Annotated in this window: 18 protein-coding genes; 14 read left to right on the forward strand and 4 right to left on the reverse strand. The window is 61.2% G+C overall.

The features are described 5' to 3' along the window. The first annotated feature begins 48 nt into the window (after window positions 1-48). From BLT09_RS01030 to BLT09_RS01050, 5 genes are all read left to right on the forward strand, one after another. Window positions 49-480, forward strand: coding sequence for a hypothetical protein (locus BLT09_RS01030; RefSeq protein WP_091590066.1), 432 nt, complete (start codon window positions 49-51; stop codon window positions 478-480). Window positions 481-818: 338 nt separating this feature from the next. Then, window positions 819-1,025, forward strand: coding sequence for a hypothetical protein (locus tag BLT09_RS01035; protein WP_023799550.1), 207 nt, complete (start codon window positions 819-821; stop codon window positions 1,023-1,025). 63 nt (window positions 1,026-1,088) lie between these two features. After that, window positions 1,089-2,495, forward strand: coding sequence for a Do family serine endopeptidase (locus BLT09_RS01040; protein WP_091590068.1), 1,407 nt, complete (start codon window positions 1,089-1,091; stop codon window positions 2,493-2,495). Between the two features lie 149 nt (window positions 2,496-2,644). Further along, window positions 2,645-3,082, forward strand: a complete 438-nt coding sequence (locus tag BLT09_RS01045) for a DUF2267 domain-containing protein (RefSeq protein ID WP_091590070.1) — start codon at window positions 2,645-2,647, stop codon at window positions 3,080-3,082. 44 nt (window positions 3,083-3,126) lie between these two features. Further along, window positions 3,127-3,591: a YbhB/YbcL family Raf kinase inhibitor-like protein gene (locus BLT09_RS01050; protein ID WP_091590789.1), complete on the forward strand. Its 465-nt coding sequence runs from the start codon at window positions 3,127-3,129 to the stop codon at window positions 3,589-3,591. Window positions 3,592-3,617: 26 nt separating this feature from the next. Here BLT09_RS01050 and BLT09_RS01055 read toward each other — a convergent pair whose 3' ends face one another. Further along, a complete protein-coding gene (locus BLT09_RS01055) occupies window positions 3,618-5,093 on the reverse strand; it encodes an FAD-dependent oxidoreductase (RefSeq protein WP_091590071.1) in 1,476 nt (491 codons plus the stop codon). Between the two features lie 247 nt (window positions 5,094-5,340). Between BLT09_RS01055 and BLT09_RS01060 the strand changes: the two genes are divergently transcribed. Next, the gene (locus BLT09_RS01060; protein ID WP_139172467.1) at window positions 5,341-6,093 is read left to right on the forward strand and encodes a hypothetical protein; all 753 of its coding nucleotides are present in this window, start codon (window positions 5,341-5,343) and stop codon (window positions 6,091-6,093) included. 144 nt (window positions 6,094-6,237) lie between these two features. On the opposite strand, the gene BLT09_RS01065 is transcribed toward BLT09_RS01060, so the two are convergent. Beyond that, window positions 6,238-7,296 (reverse strand): LacI family DNA-binding transcriptional regulator, encoded by a 1,059-nt coding sequence (locus BLT09_RS01065; protein WP_091590075.1) that lies wholly within the window; start codon window positions 7,294-7,296, stop codon window positions 6,238-6,240. A gap of 211 nt (window positions 7,297-7,507) precedes the next feature. On the opposite strand from BLT09_RS01065, the gene BLT09_RS01070 reads away from it, so the two are divergent. The 7 genes from BLT09_RS01070 to BLT09_RS01100 all read left to right on the forward strand — a co-directional run bounded on the left by BLT09_RS01070 (window position 7,508) and on the right by BLT09_RS01100 (window position 15,094). Further along, window positions 7,508-8,497, forward strand: coding sequence for an autoinducer 2 ABC transporter substrate-binding protein (locus BLT09_RS01070; RefSeq protein WP_091590077.1), 990 nt, complete (start codon window positions 7,508-7,510; stop codon window positions 8,495-8,497). 89 nt (window positions 8,498-8,586) lie between these two features. Next, the gene (locus tag BLT09_RS01075) at window positions 8,587-10,101 is read left to right on the forward strand and encodes a sugar ABC transporter ATP-binding protein (RefSeq protein WP_091590078.1); all 1,515 of its coding nucleotides are present in this window, start codon (window positions 8,587-8,589) and stop codon (window positions 10,099-10,101) included. Beyond that, a complete protein-coding gene (locus tag BLT09_RS01080) occupies window positions 10,094-11,095 on the forward strand; it encodes an ABC transporter permease (protein ID WP_023799539.1) in 1,002 nt (333 codons plus the stop codon). The genes BLT09_RS01075 and BLT09_RS01080 overlap by 8 nt, the downstream gene beginning before the upstream one ends. Next, window positions 11,092-12,087, forward strand: a complete 996-nt coding sequence (locus tag BLT09_RS01085; RefSeq protein WP_091590080.1) for an ABC transporter permease — start codon at window positions 11,092-11,094, stop codon at window positions 12,085-12,087. Before BLT09_RS01080 ends, BLT09_RS01085 begins: the two co-directional genes overlap by 4 nt. Window positions 12,088-12,092: 5 nt before the next feature. Continuing rightward, window positions 12,093-12,941: a sugar phosphate isomerase/epimerase family protein gene (locus tag BLT09_RS01090; RefSeq protein ID WP_091590081.1), complete on the forward strand. Its 849-nt coding sequence runs from the start codon at window positions 12,093-12,095 to the stop codon at window positions 12,939-12,941. Window positions 12,942-12,945: 4 nt separating this feature from the next. Beyond that, window positions 12,946-14,409 (forward strand): FGGY family carbohydrate kinase, encoded by a 1,464-nt coding sequence (locus tag BLT09_RS01095; protein ID WP_091590083.1) that lies wholly within the window; start codon window positions 12,946-12,948, stop codon window positions 14,407-14,409. Beyond that, on the forward strand, window positions 14,402-15,094 hold the full coding sequence (locus tag BLT09_RS01100) for a class II aldolase/adducin family protein (RefSeq protein ID WP_091590085.1): 693 nt from the start codon (window positions 14,402-14,404) through the stop codon (window positions 15,092-15,094). The genes BLT09_RS01095 and BLT09_RS01100 overlap by 8 nt, the downstream gene beginning before the upstream one ends. Window positions 15,095-15,171: 77 nt before the next feature. On the opposite strand, the gene BLT09_RS01105 is transcribed toward BLT09_RS01100, so the two are convergent. Further along, window positions 15,172-15,645 carry a phosphatidylglycerophosphatase A family protein gene (locus BLT09_RS01105; protein WP_091590086.1) on the reverse strand — a complete coding sequence of 158 codons (474 nt, stop codon included), beginning with the start codon at window positions 15,643-15,645 and terminating at the stop codon, window positions 15,172-15,174. Between the two features lie 260 nt (window positions 15,646-15,905). Here BLT09_RS01105 and BLT09_RS01110 point away from each other — a divergent pair, with 260 nt between their 5' ends. Beyond that, window positions 15,906-16,532, forward strand: a complete 627-nt coding sequence (locus tag BLT09_RS01110) for a CDP-alcohol phosphatidyltransferase family protein (RefSeq protein ID WP_091590088.1) — start codon at window positions 15,906-15,908, stop codon at window positions 16,530-16,532. Window positions 16,533-16,597: 65 nt separating this feature from the next. Here the strand turns inward: BLT09_RS01110 and BLT09_RS01115 are convergent, their stop codons facing one another. Beyond that, window positions 16,598-17,272, reverse strand: a complete 675-nt coding sequence (locus BLT09_RS01115; RefSeq protein ID WP_091590089.1) for a protein-L-isoaspartate(D-aspartate) O-methyltransferase — start codon at window positions 17,270-17,272, stop codon at window positions 16,598-16,600. Window positions 17,273-17,633 lie beyond the last annotated feature (361 nt).

Genomic DNA, 17,633 nt, shown 5'->3' on the forward strand with positions numbered 1-17,633 from the left:
ATCTTCTGTTAGGGCGTGGGCACTTCCACCTGTTGAAAGGAGCCGACCATGAAACACCAAACACTCGACCAACTGCAGACAGTTGCGAAAGTTGAGCCCTCGGCGACATACCCGGTCATGACTCGGGCGCAGCGGATCGAGCGTTGGGCAGAGCTTCTCGAACAAAATCCACGGCGTTGCCTCGGAGCCCTTTCAGGCACCGAATATCTCAGTCCTGAAGCTCGTGACGTAGCGCGTGGCGCGGGGTCGCCGATCACCGTTGCCTATGAGGATCCGGTGCTGCGCGCCATGGGTCTGAAAGATGATACCTACGGTGAGGCAAAGCGCTTCTTCGAGCTAAGTGACTGGCAGTTGCACAACATCGTCTGTCACTGTCACGTTGGTGCTACGATGCAAGCGCGATGGGCTGCCGCCAGAGTCCGCCGGACGATTACCGGGAACAGACTTCTGGCCTGGCTGAGGGCAAGGTTTGTGCATTGAGGCCAGCCAAGAACGGTGACGACAAGTCTTGATCGTTCTCGTTAGCGGCTGGCCGGCAAAAGGCTGGTGGCATCGCCGGTGCCGCAGTGTTGATCGAGCCGACGCCTTGCATTCAGGGCGGCCGGACGAAGGCTCATGGCCAGGTCCCTTGTCGGAGGCAGGAAGCTCTCGATTCATGTGAACACGGCCCGCGCCCCTGATCCATGCCACCACCGATGCATCGTTGGCGGAATCTCGTCCCTGTGACATGCCCGCAATCGCGTCTGGGAACTTTTCTGGAGGCACATGGTTGGAATGTGCGGCTGAAAGAATCCGGGCCTGTGCCAAGGAGGTTCGCCATGAAGCTTCGCGAGTTGATGGACCAAGTGAAGGATCTGCCCCCGGATACCCTCGTCTGTGCCGCCGAGATTGACGAGGCCTTTGCGGCCAACATTGCCGGCATAGAAACAGTAGAAGGTGCCCGGATCGAAAGCCGGAAACCGGACGGCACCGAAGCTGTCGAACTCGCCAACGGGAACGACAGGGTTGTCGTAATCCGCTGGTGAACCGCTGGCTCATGCTGGAGCGGTCGCATGCTTGATCACTGAACGCTGGAGGAGTCGCAGGCCATGTTACCGGTATTGAACAAAAGACTTTGCGCCGGCCTGATTGCCGGAACTCTGATGCTCTCGGCCGGCGGCTTTGCTCCGCTCGCAGCTCAGGAAATCCCGAACGACTTCACGGCGATCGTGCGCGAGAAAATTCCGGCCGTGGTCGCAATAACGACCAAACAGATCATCCAGGACCAGGCGACGCTGGGCGACTTTCTTAGCCCTTTCGGCAGTCCCGGCCTCGGACCGGCGCAACCGCAGGTGCGAGAGGCCCTTGGTTCCGGCTTTGTGATCAGCTCCGAGGGGTACATCGTCACCAACAGCCATGTCGTTGCCGAGGCAAGCGAAATTCATGTCGTGTTCTCCGACAAGCAGACGTTGCCTGCGCAACTCGTCGGTCGCGATCCGGCAACCGACCTCGCGGTGCTGAAGATCGAGCCACGGCCCAATATGACAGCGACCGCCTGGGGTGACTCCGATGCAGTACAACCCGGCGCATGGACGATCGCTATCGGCAGTCCGTTCGGGCTCGGCGGGACCGTTACCGTCGGCGTGCTTTCGGCCCGTTCGCGCGACATCAATGCCGGTCCTTACGACGACTTTCTCCAGACCGACGCCTCGATCAATCGCGGCAATTCAGGCGGCCCCCTGTTCAATGCGCGCGGCGAAGTGATCGGCGTCAATACGGCCATCGTATCTCCCACAGGTGGCAGCATCGGGATTGGCTTTGCGGTGCCATCCCGAACCGCCCGCAACGTTGTCGACCAGTTGATCCGCACTGGCCGGATCGAGCGCGGTTTCATCGGGGTGCGTCTCCAGGAGGTCACGCCGTCGATTGCCGAGGCGCTTGGAATACCCGGCAGCAAGGGAGCGCTGGTCGCCTCGGTCGAACCCGGCAGTCCGGCAGAGCAGGCAGGCATACAGGCGGGAGACGTGATCACACGCTTTAACGGCAAGGACATCCAGAGCGTCCATGATCTGACGCTCGCGGCTGCGAGCCAAAAGCCGGGAACAAAAACGACGCTGACACGGAACCGCGGAGGCAGCCAACAGGAAATAGCTCTGACCATTGGACAGCGCAACGATGAGGAGCAACAGACCAGCGCCGTTCCAAAGTCGGAAACGGCCGACGCGCGTCTTGGATTGTCGCTCAGCCCAATTCCGGATGAGGCGCGCCAGCAGCTCGGACTCCGGCCGGATACTACAGGCGTGTTCGTCCAGGAAGTGGCTCCAAACAGCCTCGCCGCCGAAAACGGCGTTCAGCCTGGCGATGTGATCGTCTCGGCCAACAACCGGGATGTGACACAGCCGTCGGACATCCAAGAGGAGTGGGCGAAATCCCGCCAGCTGAACAAGCCGATGTTGTTCCGCATCAGCAGGCAAGGGCAATCTCTTTTCGTTGCCGTGGCCACGGCCAAATCTTGACGGGCCAACTCTCGATGGAAACGCGTTAGCGTAAACTTGGCCGAATAGATCACACGCTTTCGCGAGAGGCGGCCTTTAGGGACGGGAACAACAGCCGACCAAGGCCGTTTCGTCCAAGAGTCATTCAACCTGTTGAAAGGAGGCTTCCGATGAGCGCCACCGGACTCGACGTATTCGACAAGACGCTGCAGACAACAAACATCTGGCTCGACGAGATCATGACCGAGATCGGACCGGATCGGCAGGTCGCATGGCATGTGCTTGGAGCGGTGCTCCACGCCTTGCGAGACCGCATGCAGCCGGATCTTGCCGCCCACCTCGGCTCGCAGCTGCCGATCCTCGTGCGCGGCGCCTATTACGACCAATATCAGCCCTCCACGACTCCCGAGAAGTTGCGGTCGCTCGACGAGTTCCTGGCCAAAATCAAGGCGGAGTTGGAATTCACCCGACCGGTCGATTCCAAGGATGCATTCAGGGTCGTATCCAAGGTGCTCGCTCACCACGTGGGAGAGGGGCAGATGATCAAGGTTTGGGAATCCTTGCCGGCAGAAATCAGGCGCGTCGCGGCAGCTCAGCAAGCGGCGTGAAATAGCGCCAGATACAGTTGGTCTCGTTTCTTGGGGAGATGGAAATGCCACTCACCCTTATCAGTCCTGCGTTCCCGGCGGGCGGGAAAATCCCTGAAAGGCATACCCGCGACGGCCAGAACGTCTCACCACCGCTAAAATGGTCCGGTATTCCCCACGGTACCAAGAGCCTTGTTCTCGTCGTGCAGGATCCCGACGCGCCGAGCGGGGTTTTCGGGCATTGGGCGGTGTTCAATATCCCGCCCGATGCCGGCGAGCTTGCCGAGGCGCAAGACGGCAAGCCAGGCCCGTCGGCACTCAGGCAAGGCACCAACGATTTCGGCAATGCCTATTACGATGGCCCGCAGCCACCGGTGGGACATGGCGTCCATCATTATCATTTCCGGCTGGCCGCGCTCGACGTGCCGAGCCTCAGTGTGCCGGGACAGGCGGGCGTGCAGCTCGTCTGGAAGGAAGCCCGGAAGCATGCGCTGGAGCAGACCGAGTTGGTCGGAACCTACGCACGGTAACACCGGCCCGTGCCGGTGGCCGCCGTTTACAGCGCAGCCGGATCAAGCGGCTTTCGAGCCGGGCCGTGGATGACCGAGCCGTCGGCCGCGAAAACCGAGCCATGGCAGGGACAATCCCAGGTGTTGTCCGCATTGTTCCAGGTCACGGTGCAGCCCTTGTGGGTGCATGTCGCCGAAACCGGGTGGAGCACCCCTTCAGCGTCTCGCCACGCCGCGATCTTTTCGTCGCCCCTGACGATCACACCGCCCATGCCGGGCACGATGTCGTCGAGGCTTGAGACAATCGATTGGCTGCGGCCATTCTGGTGAAAGTCCTCGGGATAAGGCCGCGCCGGATCATAGAGCTTTTGCAATGGGCTCGGCCGCGCGCAGATCAGATCCGCGATCATCATGCCTGCGGCCGTTCCGTTGGTGATGCCCCAGGCGTTGAATCCCGTGGCGATATGAAAACCGGAGGCTTTGTCCGGATCGGGTTCGCCGGCATACGGAACCCTGTCTGCGGTATCATAGTCCTCATTGCACCAGCGCCACGCAACGTCCCCAACGGGAAGGCTCATTCTTGCCCATTGTTCCAGCTCGACAAACCGTTTCGCCACATCGCCATCCTGGCCCGTGTCGAACTTGGGGCCGAGTGCGACAAGCAGCGGGCCTTCGGCGTCGCGGCCGGTGCGGATGGAATGCGTCGGATCGTCGATGCCGATGAACATGCCGTCGACAGCAAGAGGGTGATCGATCCGAAACGCCATGGCAGTGTGGCAGCGCGGCTGGGTCCGGTTCGCCATGCCGACGGGGCTCTTCACTGTCATATTGGTGGCGACGACCACATGCTCGGCGTGAACGGTGCCGCTGTCGGTAACGACGCGCCAGCGGCTTGCCTCGCCAATAGAGATCGCGCGGCTGTTTTCGAAAATCCGTCCGCCACGGGCCGTCACCGCTTGAGCCAGGCCAACCAGATACATCGCCGGATTGAACTGCGCCTGGTCGGAAAAACGCAGGGCGGCGGCCGTTTCGAAAGGCAGCGGCGCGCGCTCCAGGACATCGGCGTCCAGCCCAATCTGGCGCGCGGCTTCTGCCTCCGCCACGATCTCCGCGCGCCGGCTTGCATCGCAGCTGTAGGTATAGGCATCCTTGTTCTCGAGATCGCAGGCGATGGCATAGTCGTGAACCCAATCCCGGATCTGCACGGCGCCGGCGGAATTCGCATCGGCATAGGTCTGCGCCAGGTCCCGCCCGAACGTGTCGATGAGATGGCGATAGATCAGCGCGTGCTGCGTCGTGATCTTGGCCGTCGAGCGGCCGGTCACCTGGCCGCCTGTCCGCAGGCCTTCGATGACGATCACCGACCGACCGGCCTCGCAAAGGCGAAGCGCCGTTGTGAGCCCGACAACCCCGGCGCCCACGACAACGGCATCGGCATGGACCGAGCCCTCGAGCGGAGAATAGTTCGTAGCGGTGGCTGCCGCCACCCAACAGCTTCCCGGTTTTCCCGAAAGAATGGCCATTTCACCGGCGTCCCATGCGTTCGATGCATCTCCATCGACAACCCGCGCCGGCGCGAAAAAGTTCCGAGATCTACGGTCTTCAATCGTGGTTTCTTTGGAACTTCAGCAGATGATCGGGGCAGTCGAACGCAGCAACGCACGTGAATTGGTATAGGCAGATGCCATTACTGTTAGGCCGGCGGCCGAAGACTGCGCCGTTACGGCCTGTGGCGAAGGTCACCTGCGCGCGCCCGGCAAAGCCTGAAGAATGGTTCGAGCCACCCGCATCCAGTATTTTGGCGATAAAACAGTTCGTACCTTGTTTTTCCCCATTGCAATTGCCAACCATGGAAATGGATTGATTCGGAGCTTGTCTATGCGTGGACTGCAAGTGGCCCTGGCTGCGGTGATCTTGGGCATTTCAGTCAGTTCTGGACTCGCCGATGACAATTCTCCCTTTATCTATTTTGCGACCCAGGACCCTTTCGCAGACGGTTTGCCGACCAAGAACGATGTCTTTGTCTTTGGTGGCGTCTTTACGCGCGGGGCCTTCGGCGACGCGATCAATGTTTTCGGTGCCGACTACACCGACAACTATATAGTCGGAGCTGCATACGGTCGCGATTTCGTCGATATCGGCGCTGGCTTCGTTCTTGGTGGCGTCGCCGGCGCGGCCATAAGATTTGGCCAGGACGACGATACGACTGGCGAACTTTGGGCCGGAGCGCGACTGCGCCACCACGGCCTGGTCATTGGTGATTTGGCGATTGCGCCCGCACTGACAGCTGGATTCAGTGCCGTTACCGGCCCTACTGAGATCGAGCGCGAACGCGAAATCCGCCACGATGGCGATGCGTCATTCCTCGGCTTCGTCGGCGCGGAGCTTTCGTTCAGAGTGAGGCAGGCTCCCAACGTCGAACTCGTCTACCAACTCCACCATAGATCCGGCGCCGATGGCACGTTTGGAGATATGACAGAGGGTTCCAATGCGAACGCTCTTGGCATCCGTTATCGCTTCTAACGTTTGGTGCTGTAGACCTTCTTACAGGCGCCTACGCACCCACCCAGTTGGCTCGCGCTGAGGACGGCGACACTCCCGTGAGGGTCGGCACGATGAACCATTGAAAACCTCAAGGCCGTGTCGCCCTATAGCGCCGGGTCACCCTCAGGCTATATCCTTCAGCGTATCCAGCGGCCCTTTCAATGCAGACCTGGGCTGGATCAACTCTGGCGCGATCAGGAAGGTGTGCGGTGCCGTCGGCGGTTCATCGATCAGCTCGAATGCCTTCGTGATCATCGCCTCAACATTCTGCCGCACCATGATTACGGGGAAGGGCAGGAAGGAGCCGAAGGGGTCATAGTCGTAGCAACCGACGACGAGTTCGCTGAACATTTCCGCCGGCCGGCCGGCCATGAAACGCAGCAGACCTTCCATATTGATCGACGAATTGATGAACAGCGCGCGCGGCAGCTTGCCACGGCATTGGTAAAACGCCTCGAAGGCACGCAAAGTTATATCAGGCGAATAGCCGGAGGACTGCACACCATCGTCAGGGTCGGCGCCCAGCAGCGCCTTCTTGGTCGCATGGAAAGCGGCGATGCGTTCGCGGCTGGCGTGGTCGTTGCGGCCGCCAAACAGAAACAGCTCGTCCGGCCGCAGAGGATCGTCGTTGCCGAAGCGGCGGATGATTGCTTCCGTCAGCATCCGCGCGCCCTGATAATTGTCGCTGATCACCGAATGCGCCTTCGTTCCCGGCAGGTCGATGTTGATATGCCTCAGCCCCGCCAGTTCGCAGACCTCGTGCACGCCATCGGGATCGGTGGCGCCGACGATGAAGAGCTGGTCGATTGAATAGGAGATCAGCGTCTCCGCGGTCCGCCGTTCCTCTTCGGGGTCGCGGCTGGCACTAACCACGACCGGGCATTGGCCGCGGCTGCGCACATGCCCCTCAAACGTCTGCGCCATGGAGGAGAAGTAGCGATTGTCGTGCACGGGCAGCATCAGGCCGACCAGGCCTGATCGCGAGCGTCGCAGGCCTCGCGCTTGCAGATTGGTGGTGTATTGGTGGAGTTCGGCGAGGCCGAGAATTGTTTGCGCCGTACTTTCCTTGATGCGGCGCTTGCGCCAAGTGCCGTTCAGGACGGCACTCACGGTCGACGGCGAACTGCCCGACAGCACGGACAGGTCATAGATCGTCGCCTTCTTCTTGACCCGCTGATCCATCTGGCGCCTCCGGCGCGTCTATTTAGAGCAATATCCCGCTTGACGAGAGCTTCTCGATGCACAATAGTTTCTGCACCATCGATTGTGCAAGCGAAAACCGGTGGATGATTGATGGGGAAGTGCCCCGTCTCTTTCGGGGAGGTTTCTAACGGCCGCCGTCGTTCGACGGCTCGAGTGTGTTCCCACTAGGAACGTTATGGGAGGAGTACAGATGAAAAAGCTCTTGATCGCGGCGCTTGCCGTGACCCTTATGATTGGCGGATCATTCGCTGCGATGGCACAGCAGGCCGGCAAGGTCGGCGTCGTCGTCAAGATCGGCGGCATTCCGTGGTTCAACGCAATGGAGGCGGGTATCAAGGAGCGCGGCGAGAAGCTCGGGATCGACGCATTCATGGTCGGCCCGACCAGCGCTGATCCAGCACTGCAAGTTCGCGCCATCGAGGATCTGATCGCGCAGGGCGTCAAGGTCGTCGGCGTCGTGCCGAATGATGCGAAAGTGCTTGAACCGGTCCTGCAGAAGGCCAAGGACGCCGGCATCATCGTCATCACACATGAATCGCCTGGCCAGAAGGGCGCCGACTGGGATTTCGAACTCGCGTCTGCCACCGGCTTCGGCGAGGCTCACGCCAAGCTCCTGGCGGAGAAGATGGGCGGCAAGGGTGAGTATGCAGTGTTCGTCGGCTCGTTGACGGTGCCGCTGCACAATGCCTGGGCCGACGCGGCAATCGAGTATCTGAAGAAGAATAATCCCGACATGAAACTCGTCGGCGAACGTTATGGCGTCGCCGAGGATGTAGACAAGAGCCGCAGCACTGCGCTTGACCTGATTTCCGCAAATCCCGGCCTGAAGGGCTTCCTCGCCTTCGGCAGCCAAGGCCCGATCGGCGCTGGCCGCGCAATCGAAGAGCGCCGGAAGGTGGGCGAAATTTTCGTGCTCGGACCATTCTCGCCAGGCCAGGGCCGGAAGCTCATCAAAAGCGACGCGATCTCCGGCGGCTTCATGTGGAATCCGAAGCAGGCGGGCGAGGTTTTCGTCACGCTGGCCGACCATCTCATGAAGGGCAAAGAGATCAAGGATGGCGATACGATCGAAGGGCTTGGGACAGTTAAGCCCGACTTCGAAAACCGTAACATCATCGTCGATCAACTCGTCCCCATCAACAAGGATACTGTCGACGATCTCGCGGCGATGGGCCTGTAAAGCCTCCCAGGGCTAATGGCAGTCGGGCCCGGCCTCGAACCGGCCCGGCTGCAGGATTGCAAACGCGATTGGATCCAGGTTTCGACTCGATGGCTGATCAGGCACTCGATGGCGCCGCACCACGGCCGCTGCTGTCGCTCCGCAACGTCAACATGACGTTCGGCGGCGTGAAGGCGCTGAAGAATGTCAGCTTTGAGGTGTTGCCGGGCGAGGTGCATTGTCTTGCCGGCGAGAACGGCTCCGGAAAGAGCACGCTGATCAAGGTCATTACAGGCGTGTACAAGCCCGAGGCGGGCGCCGAAATCGATTATGATGGCCAGAGCTACCCCCATATGTCGCCGGTTACGGCGCAGGCCAGCGGAATTCAGGTCATCTGGCAGGATCTCGCCCTGTTTCCCGAGATGACTGTCGCCGAGAATATCGCGTTCCAGACCGTCATCGGCCGCTGGCCGCGGCTGGTGAACTATGCCGAGATGCGTCGGGTCGCGATCAACGCCTTGCAACGTCTTGGTGTTACCTTCGATGTCGATCTGGCACTCCACCACTTTCCCATCGCACAGCGGCAGATCGTAGCAATCGCCCGCGCCCTCATCGGTGAGGCAAAGCTCGTCTTCATGGACGAGCCGACGGCGTCGCTCACCCAATCCGAAACCGACTATCTGCTGGACGTTGTGCGCAATCTGTCGGCGTCGGGCGTCGCCGTTGTGTTCGTCAGTCATCGCCTGGCGGAGGTTCTTGAAATCTCTAGCCGCGTCACCGTGCTGCGCGACGGCGCCCTGGTTGGCGTCTATCCAACCAAAGGCCTGACCCAGTCGCGCATCACCGAGTTGATGACGGGCAAGACCTTCGACTATTCCGTCCTGCATCGGGATTTAAGCAGGAGCCCGGTCATGCTTGAGGTCAAGGGACTGTCGCGGCCCGGCGAATTCGACGACGTGTCCTTGACGGTCCGGCGCGGCGAGACACTCGGCATCACCGGGTTGCTCGGGGCAGGGCGCACCGAATTGGCGCTGACATTGTTTGGCATGCGCAAGCCGAAATCGGGCTCTGTCGCCCTGGATGGCAAACCCGTTCGCTTCGGTTCCAACCGTGACGCGATCGCCGCCGGCGTCGCCTATCTTTCGGAAGACCGGCTGTCGCTCGGTCTCATTCAGCCCCAGGCAATCGCCGACAACATGGTCATCGCCTCGCTGGACAAGATCCTTTCAGGCGGTTTCATTTCGAGCGATCGCAAGCGATCTCTGGTCAATCGCTGGATAAGGGACCTCGGCGTCAGGATCGGAAAGCAGGACGACGCGATCTCGACCCTGTCAGGGGGAAATCAGCAACGTGTCGCCATTGCAAAATGGCTGGCGACCGACCCGAAGCTGCTTATCCTCGACGCACCGACCGTCGGCGTCGATGTCGGCGCGCGCGCCGGCATTTTCGACATCGTTTCCAAGCTGGCGGACAGCGGCCTGGCCATTATCCTGATCTCGGACGAGGTGCCTGAAGTCTATTTCAACGCGGACCGTGTGCTGCACATGGCTCAGGGGCGCATTGTCGGCGAATTTACGCCGGGCGCTACGACCCTCCAGGCGATGGAGGAGGCGGTCTATGCGTAGGTTTGTCCGCTCCCACGCAACGGAACTGGCTTTGCTCGCCGTTATCGCAGTCATCTGCGTCTTCCTTTCGTTCGCGACAGACCGGTTCTTCACCCTGGGCAACGCGTTTGACCTTCTGAACACCAGCTCGGTCAACATCATCTTCGCCGTCGGCCTGCTGGTCGTGCTGATCGCCGGCGGCATTGACATTTCCTTCGCGGTTGCTGCCTCCGTTGTGCAATATCTGACCGCGACCGTCCTCGGCTGGATCGGCGGCGGGAATTGGATTGTCGGCTTCATCATCGCTGGCGCATTGGGCGTCGCGTTGGGCTGCATCAACGCCTTCCTGATCCACGGGTTCAGGATCATCTCGATCGTCGCCACGATTTCGACTTTCAACATTTTCTTCGGCTTGCTGATGTTTTTCACGGGCGGCGTGTCGATCTACAACCTGCCGGACTGGCTCACCACCCGCGTCGTGCTGTTCGAGCGAGAGATGGCTGACGGGACCTGGGCGGAGATCACCCTGCCTGTGCTCATTATGGCCATATGCGTGTTCGCTACCTGGGCGTTGATCACGCGCACCACCACCGGCCGCCAACTCTACGCATTTGGCGACAACCCGGAGGGCGCGCGCCGCTTCGGCATCAATATCGGTGCCATGCAATTTATCGCCTTCGGCTGGCTTGGCCTGATGGCGGGTATCGCCGGCCTCGTCCAGGCGCATTACGCGCAGGAGGTTGTGCCGAATGCCCTTTATGGGCGCGAACTCGACGTCCTGGCAGCGGTGGTCCTTGGCGGTGCGCGGCTCGGCGGCGGCAAGGGCAGCGTGCTCGGCTGCATTCTGGGCGTTCTGTTGGTCTCGATTACCCAGAACGGACTTAATTTGATGGGCGTGTCGCCTTTCGCGTTCAAGATGATCGTCGGCGCCATCATTCTTGCCGCAATCACGCTTTCGAACACCAGCATCGAACGCCTGCTGCCGTTCCTGAAAAGCCGACGGGTGCCTTCATGACGGTTTTGATTGAACGCGTCCGCAACGCGCTCGGCCCCGAACTTGCAGGTCCGTTTGCCGCGTTCGTAGCTGTCATGATCGTGTTCGGTTTTGCCGCGCCGAACTTTCTTTCGCGCGCTACCTTTGGATCCGTCGCCTTCCAACTGCCGGAACTCGGCCTCCTCACACTCGCCATGCTGCTGCCGATCCTGACCGGCGGCCTGAACCTGGCCATCACCTTCACCGCCAACATGGCCGGCCTGACGCTGGCTTGGGTACTGCAGAGCCAGGGAGGCGTCGACGCGGGCATCGGCGCCTTCCTCCTTGGCTCGGTCCTTGCCATCGCGGTCGGCGCACTGAGCGGGCTGATCATGGGGCTCGTCATCGCCTACACCAAGGCTCACCCGATCCTGGTCTCGCTGTCGATGATGATCTTCCTGCGCGGTCTCGGCGAATTCCTGACGCGCGGCGGCGACGTGTCCGGCATTCCCGGCTTCCTGGCGCCGATCGGCTACGGTTCGATTTTTGGCATCCCGGTGCCGTTGCTCATCTTCATCGCTTGCGTGCTGATCTGGCACGTCTTGCTGACGCGCATGAAGCTAGGCTTCAACACCTACATGATAGGCTCCAATATCGAGGCCACACGCTATTCCGGTATCAATACGCGCAAGGTGCAGGTTCTCGTCTACACATTGTCCGGCGCGATGTGCGCGGTCGCCGGCATCATCATGCTGGCGCGCTTCAATTCGGTGCGTGTCGGCCACGGCGAGTCTTATCTGCTGATCACCGTGCTTGCCTGCTTCCTTGGCGGGGTCAATCCGTTCGGTGGCTTCGGTCGGGTGATCCCGGTCTTCGTTGCGCTCGCCGTGCTCCAGCTTCTGTCCTCGGGACTCAATCTGATGGGCGCAAGCCAGCACCTTGCGACGGCAGTCTGGGGCATCCTGATGATCACGGTGATGATCCTGCGCTGGCTTGCCGGGCGCCTCAAATTCCTGAACACAAACAGAGGGTGAGTCAGATGCATGGTTTTGGGGTCCACACCTCGATGTGGACGATGAACTGGGACCGGGCCGGCGCGGAGAAGGCGATCGCGGCTTCCGTCAAATACGGGATGGACTTTATCGAGATCGCGCTTCTGAACGCGCCGGCGGTCGATGCCGCGCACACACGCGCCTTGCTCGAAAAGCACAATCTTCCTGCCGTTTGCTCGCTTGGCCTGCCGGAGCGGGCCTGGGCCTCGGTGCGGCCGGATGCCGCCATTGAACATCTCGAAGTGGCGATCGACAAGACTGCGGAAATGGGCGCGCTGGCGCTTTCCGGCGTGATTTTTGGCGGTATCGGCGAACGCACCGGCCTGCCACCGACCGAAAAGGAATACGACAATATCGCGCATGTGCTGACCGTCGCCGCCAAGCACGCCAAGAATCGCGGCATCGAGCTCGGAATCGAGGCGGTGAACCGCTACGAGAACCATTTGATCAATACCGGCGCGCAGGCCGTCTGGATGGTCGAGAAAGTCGGGGCCGACAACATCTTTGTTCATCTCGACACCTACCACATGAACATCGAGGAGAAAGGAGCCGGCAACGGCATTCTGGCCGCCCGCGATCACCTGAAGTACATCCACTTGTCTGAAAGCGATCGCGGCACACCAGGCACCGGCAACTGCCCCTGGGACGAGATTTACGCGACGCTGGCGGCGATCGGCTTCAAGGGCGGACTAGCCATGGAAAGCTTCATCAACATGCCGCCCGAAGTCTCCTACGGCCTCTCGGTCTGGCGGCCAGTCGCCAAGGACGAGGCCGAAGTGATGGGCAATGGCTTGCCGTTCCTGCGCAACAAGGCTCGCCAATACGGTCTGATCTGAGACGATGGGTGACGGGCAGAAGGCGGACGGCGCAAGGATCGCCGTCTTCGATGTCGGCAAGACCAACATAAAGCTCTCCGCGATGACGCTCGACGGCGTGCTCGTGGAGAGCCTCTCTGTTCACAACGAAGTGCGGCCCGGTCCACCTTGGCGGCAGCACGATCTCAACGGCATTACCGACTGGCTGTTCGGCTCGCTCGCCACTTTGTGCCGACACCATCCGCTGGAAAAGGTGGTCGGCACCGGACATGGCTCCGCAGGGGTCTTGGTGAACGCAGATCCCGACGAGACTTGTGCCCTGCCGATGATTGACTACGAGCAGGATCTGCCGCCTGCAATTCGCGAAGGCTACGCGCCGCTTTCGGGCGATTTCTTCGATCGCGGCAGCGCGATCATGCTGAAGGCTGCCCACCAGGCGCGCCAGCTGTACTGGATGCAGCAGGTTGATCCGGAGCGCGTCGCTCAGGCTCGTTGGTATCTGGGCTTGCCTCAATATTGGGCCTGGCGGCTGTCAGGCGTGCCATCGGCCGAAACGACGGTCCTCTCGGCGCAATCCCATCTGTGGAACAATGTGCGCAAGCAGTGGGCGCCCATTGTGGCGGGGCAGGGGTGGCAGCGCCTAATGCCACCATTTCATCCGGCCTGGGAGAGGTTGGGGCCAATCCGGCAGGATCTGGCGCGCCGGCACGGCATACCGGAAGAGCTCTCTGTCCTGACAGGCGGCCACGACAGCAGCCTGAACCTCTACCGCTACCAGGCGGCAGGCATGCGCGACGCCTGCGTGATCTCTACCGGAACCTGGATCGTCGGAATGTGCGCGGCGACACCTCTCGACCAACTCGATGAAAATCGCGGAATGGTGCTGAACAGCGACGTGACAGGACGCCCGGTCGGCGGCGTTTTGACCATGGGCGGACGAGAGTTCAGTCATGTGGCAGGGCAGGGGCAAGAAGGAACTGCAGCCGACGCTGCGCTGGTCAGCTTGCTGATTGAGCGCGGCACTTTCGCATTGCCGTCGTTCGGCGACGATGACGGCCTGTTTCCAGGCAGCGCTGGGCTCGGCCGGTTTGGAGGGCCGCCTGCAGAAACCCCTGCAGAGCGCAAGGCGCTCGCGGTGCTCTACGCCGCGCTGCTGACGGTAGAATGTATCGATGCGCTGAACGAAAACGGGCTGGTTGCATTGGATGGCACCTTCCTGCGAGACCCGCTCTACGCCACACTGGTTGCCGCACTACGGCCAAACGCCGAAACGGTCTACAACCTCGACTCCTATGGCACCGCGTCGGGTGCGGCGCTACTTGGCGAACATGAAACGCGTGACACGCCGGCTCCGATCGCAGTCAGCCTGCCGACTGCCTTTGCCGGCGATCGTGAGGCGCTCGCAGCCTATGCACAGCGGTGGCGCGACCTGGCGAAGCGAAACAACTTGCAACAGCGCAAGACCAGCAAAGGAACAATCGATGACTGATGACAGCGCTTTGCGCCGCGAAATGGTGGATGTTTGCCGCCGGATGAACTCCAGCGGTATCAACCAGGGCAATGCCGGCAATTTGTCGGTGCGCTCTAGCGACGGTTTCCTGATCACGCCCTCGTCGCTGCCCTACGAAACGATGACGCCCGAAGACATCGTCGAGATGGGCTTTGACGGCACCTATGTCGGCCGACGGCCCTCCTCGGAGTGGCGCTTCCACCGTGACATTTTGAAAGAGCGGCAGGAGGTCGATGTCGTGCTGCATTGCCACTCGCTCTACGCCACGACGCTGGCCTGCCATCACAAGACGATCCCGAGCTTCCACTATATGACGGGAGTGGCTGGCGGCACCACCATCCGCTGCGCGGAATACGCAACCTTTGGCACGCAGGCCTTGTCCGACAATGCCTTGGTTGCGCTCAAGGATCGCCTCGCCTGCCTGCTCGGCCAGCACGGCCAGATTTCGCTCGGCAAGACCATGGAAGCGGCGTTGTGGCTGGCGAACGAGGTCGAAACCCTGTCGCGCATGTATGTCCAGGCGCTTAGCCTTGGCGAGCCGCCGGTCCTTTCCGACGAGGAGATGGCGCGGGTGATCGAGCAGATGAGGAAGATGAGCTATGGCCAAGCGCCGGACCCGGAGGGAACGAACAATCTGGCGCGGCCGCGCGACGCTGCGGTCTAGCGCAGCTTCGGCAGATTTTAGTGGAAACAGGTCTTTTTTTCGCGCTGGGTGGAAGGTGAAGACTGAGATGTCCTCCTTCACGGCAAACGGTGAATCAAATCGTTCAGCAAAAGCAGCGTCGCGCCGGCGAAGACAGCCGCAGCCGCGTCGTCCAGCATGATGCCGAGTCCACCCCTTACCTTTTCATGCACGACGCCGATGGGCCAAGGCTTGGCGACGTCGAAGAACCGGAAAGCAAGGAAACCTGCTGCCCACCAGACCGGGTCGAGCGGCAGCATGGAAAGCGTTGCGGCGGTGCCGAAGGTCTCGTCAATGACGACGATCTGCGGATCCTCCGTCCTGGTATGGGCGACGACATGCGACGACGCCCATACTCCCACGGCGAAAAAGGCGAAATAGGCGAGCACGATCAGCCAAGGCGCTGCAGGTATCAGGACCGCGGCAACGGCCACTCCTACGCCCGCGCCGGCGGTGCCCGGCCATACCGGAGATAATCCCGCGCCGGCAGAGGTCGCGAGCAGGTAAGCAAGCCTGGGCAGTAATTTACGCATGGCGTTTCGAACGGTTTCCCGGTGAATTGCGGATATGCGTTGTATCAGTCTTTCCGGTTACTTCCGCTAATGCGGTCGCGCAAAAGCATGCCCTCGGGCGTGAGCCGGTCAGGCCGCGACGCGCTATAGACCGCCAGTCGATTTTTGCGACAGCGGACACAACGGGCATTGCGCTGACCACCTCGATCGGCGCCGACGGGCTGGAACGAACCCTCAATTTGCCGGTTAAACGTCGACATCATCAGAGGAGCCAAGTCATCATGATCGCCGGTCTCATGAAACGCCGTATCGACCCGCTATGGGAGCACGCCGCCTCTCCGCTGATCGGGATCGGCATGACCCCGAACCAGGTTACGTCAGGCGGGCTGGTGCTCGTCGCCCTGTCGTGCGCCGCCTATCTGTACCACCAGTCGAGCCTCGCCTTTGGCCTTTGCCTGGCATTTGCCTTCACCTTCGACGCGCTCGATGGGGCGGTTGCCCGTCGCAGACATATGAGCACCAAGGCGGGTGGCTATTTCGACGCCATGGCCGACCGTTATCAGGAACTTGCCGTGTTTGCGGCAATAGGCTGGGTCGCCGACCTGTGGGCGATCGCCATGATCGCGTTCGCCGGCGGACTCCTCACCAGCTACGCCAAGGCGCGGACGGCGATCGAAATCCCCATAGAAAACCACGCGTGGCCGGATTTCTTCGAACGGATGGAACGCCTGGTGTTCATTTGCGTGCTGTTGGTCGCCGACGGCTTGGCTACCGCCATGGGCGCCGCTTCGCCCTGGATTCTGGCGGGCGGGTTCACGCTGTACGCACTCGTGGCCAACGCGACAGCGCTGCAACGGATCAATCGCGCATTTGCGATGCTCAAACGAGCCGACGCGAAGCAGCCGTGAGACGCGAAATCCCATAAGGATGAGGCGCCTGGCGCTCCCTGCGTGCCCGTTGTCCGCACCCCTCGTTAGACCGTTTCGAGCCGGCTGAAGCGAACCGGGATGATTTTGCGGGTCTTCAGTTGTCCTGCCGAATCCTTGTCGATGACCGTCAGCAACTGCCCTTGTTCAGGGCCTACAGGCATAACCAGGCGGCCCCCCGGCTTGAGCTGCTCGAGCAAAGCCGGCGGCGCCCGCCCCGCCGCGACGCTGACCAGGATCTTGTCGAATGGGGCGTGCTCTGGCCAGCCGCGAGACCCGTCCCCGACACGAATGCTGACATTGGACAGACCGAGGTCCTGCAGCAGAGCCTCGGCATGGCTTGCGAATTCCTCGATGATTTCGACGCTCCAAACGTGCCCGGCGAGTTCCGCCAGGATTGCGGTCTGGTAGCCCAGGCCGGTGCCGATCTCGAGCACCGCCTCGTGCGGTTGGAGCGCAAGGAGATCGGTCATGAGCGCGACGATGAACGGCTGCGAGACGGTTTTGTCGAAGCCGATCGGCAATGGCATGTCCTGGTAGGCATAAGGCGCGACCGAGCTTGGCACGAAGAGATGGCGCGGCACCCGCTGCATCGCTGCCATCACCCGTTCATCGAGCGCCGCCTTGCCGAGCTCTTCGCTTGCAAGGTCGGTATGGATTGCAATCATCTCGACCATGTGCCTGCGCAGCACTGCGAGGTGCTCTTCGTTCATTGGCTTCATGACCGTCGGGCTTTCTTCAACCAGGCTTGCTGCCAGATACGCTTATATCCTGTTCGTCACAGCAACGCCCGTCATCGTTTCCAGTTGCGGGTGGCCCACGGCGACCGGAGGTAATCTTGGCGTTGCGTCTGGTCGATATCGGCGGCGGCCCTGGAGATCCGATGCCATGCCGCTATATCGGTATGTCCTGGATCGCGGTGATTGAATGATGAACGGCTGAATCGCGTGCATGCGTGGGCAGCCGGCGATCTCGACGGGGGCGGTTCCTAAATATCCAGCTAAAGTCCGGAAGCCGCTACTTTATCGCTTCCAGGAGTGCTGAGTGGAACTCGCCGGGGCCTCTGCCTTGCCGCTTGGCCGC

This window comes from Mesorhizobium muleiense (genome assembly GCF_900099905.1).
GTDB classification, from domain to species: domain Bacteria; phylum Pseudomonadota; class Alphaproteobacteria; order Rhizobiales; family Rhizobiaceae; genus Mesorhizobium; species Mesorhizobium muleiense.

What these genes read in the sequence shown, in the direction of transcription:
- BLT09_RS01050 (WP_091590789.1), top strand. Translation starts at nt 3,127, where the DNA reads ATGCCACTCACCCTTATCAGTCCTGCGTTCCCGGCGGGCGGGAAAATC.
- BLT09_RS01070 (WP_091590077.1), top strand. Translation starts at nt 7,508, where the DNA reads ATGAAAAAGCTCTTGATCGCGGCGCTTGCCGTGACCCTTATGATTGGC.
- BLT09_RS01035 (WP_023799550.1), top strand. Translation starts at nt 819, where the DNA reads ATGAAGCTTCGCGAGTTGATGGACCAAGTGAAGGATCTGCCCCCGGAT.
- BLT09_RS01080 (WP_023799539.1), top strand. Translation starts at nt 10,094, where the DNA reads ATGCGTAGGTTTGTCCGCTCCCACGCAACGGAACTGGCTTTGCTCGCC.
- BLT09_RS01095 (WP_091590083.1), top strand. Translation starts at nt 12,946, where the DNA reads ATGGGTGACGGGCAGAAGGCGGACGGCGCAAGGATCGCCGTCTTCGAT.
- BLT09_RS01115 (WP_091590089.1), bottom strand. Translation starts at nt 17,272, where the DNA reads ATGAAGCCAATGAACGAAGAGCACCTCGCAGTGCTGCGCAGGCACATG.
- BLT09_RS01065 (WP_091590075.1), bottom strand. Translation starts at nt 7,296, where the DNA reads ATGGATCAGCGGGTCAAGAAGAAGGCGACGATCTATGACCTGTCCGTG.
- BLT09_RS01075 (WP_091590078.1), top strand. Translation starts at nt 8,587, where the DNA reads ATGGCTGATCAGGCACTCGATGGCGCCGCACCACGGCCGCTGCTGTCG.
- BLT09_RS01045 (WP_091590070.1), top strand. Translation starts at nt 2,645, where the DNA reads ATGAGCGCCACCGGACTCGACGTATTCGACAAGACGCTGCAGACAACA.
- BLT09_RS01060 (WP_139172467.1), top strand. Translation starts at nt 5,341, where the DNA reads ATGGTTCGAGCCACCCGCATCCAGTATTTTGGCGATAAAACAGTTCGT.
- BLT09_RS01090 (WP_091590081.1), top strand. Translation starts at nt 12,093, where the DNA reads ATGCATGGTTTTGGGGTCCACACCTCGATGTGGACGATGAACTGGGAC.
- BLT09_RS01055 (WP_091590071.1), bottom strand. Translation starts at nt 5,093, where the DNA reads ATGGCCATTCTTTCGGGAAAACCGGGAAGCTGTTGGGTGGCGGCAGCC.
- BLT09_RS01040 (WP_091590068.1), top strand. Translation starts at nt 1,089, where the DNA reads ATGTTACCGGTATTGAACAAAAGACTTTGCGCCGGCCTGATTGCCGGA.
- BLT09_RS01110 (WP_091590088.1), top strand. Translation starts at nt 15,906, where the DNA reads ATGATCGCCGGTCTCATGAAACGCCGTATCGACCCGCTATGGGAGCAC.
- BLT09_RS01085 (WP_091590080.1), top strand. Translation starts at nt 11,092, where the DNA reads ATGACGGTTTTGATTGAACGCGTCCGCAACGCGCTCGGCCCCGAACTT.
- BLT09_RS01030 (WP_091590066.1), top strand. Translation starts at nt 49, where the DNA reads ATGAAACACCAAACACTCGACCAACTGCAGACAGTTGCGAAAGTTGAG.
- BLT09_RS01105 (WP_091590086.1), bottom strand. Translation starts at nt 15,645, where the DNA reads ATGCGTAAATTACTGCCCAGGCTTGCTTACCTGCTCGCGACCTCTGCC.
- BLT09_RS01100 (WP_091590085.1), top strand. Translation starts at nt 14,402, where the DNA reads ATGACTGATGACAGCGCTTTGCGCCGCGAAATGGTGGATGTTTGCCGC.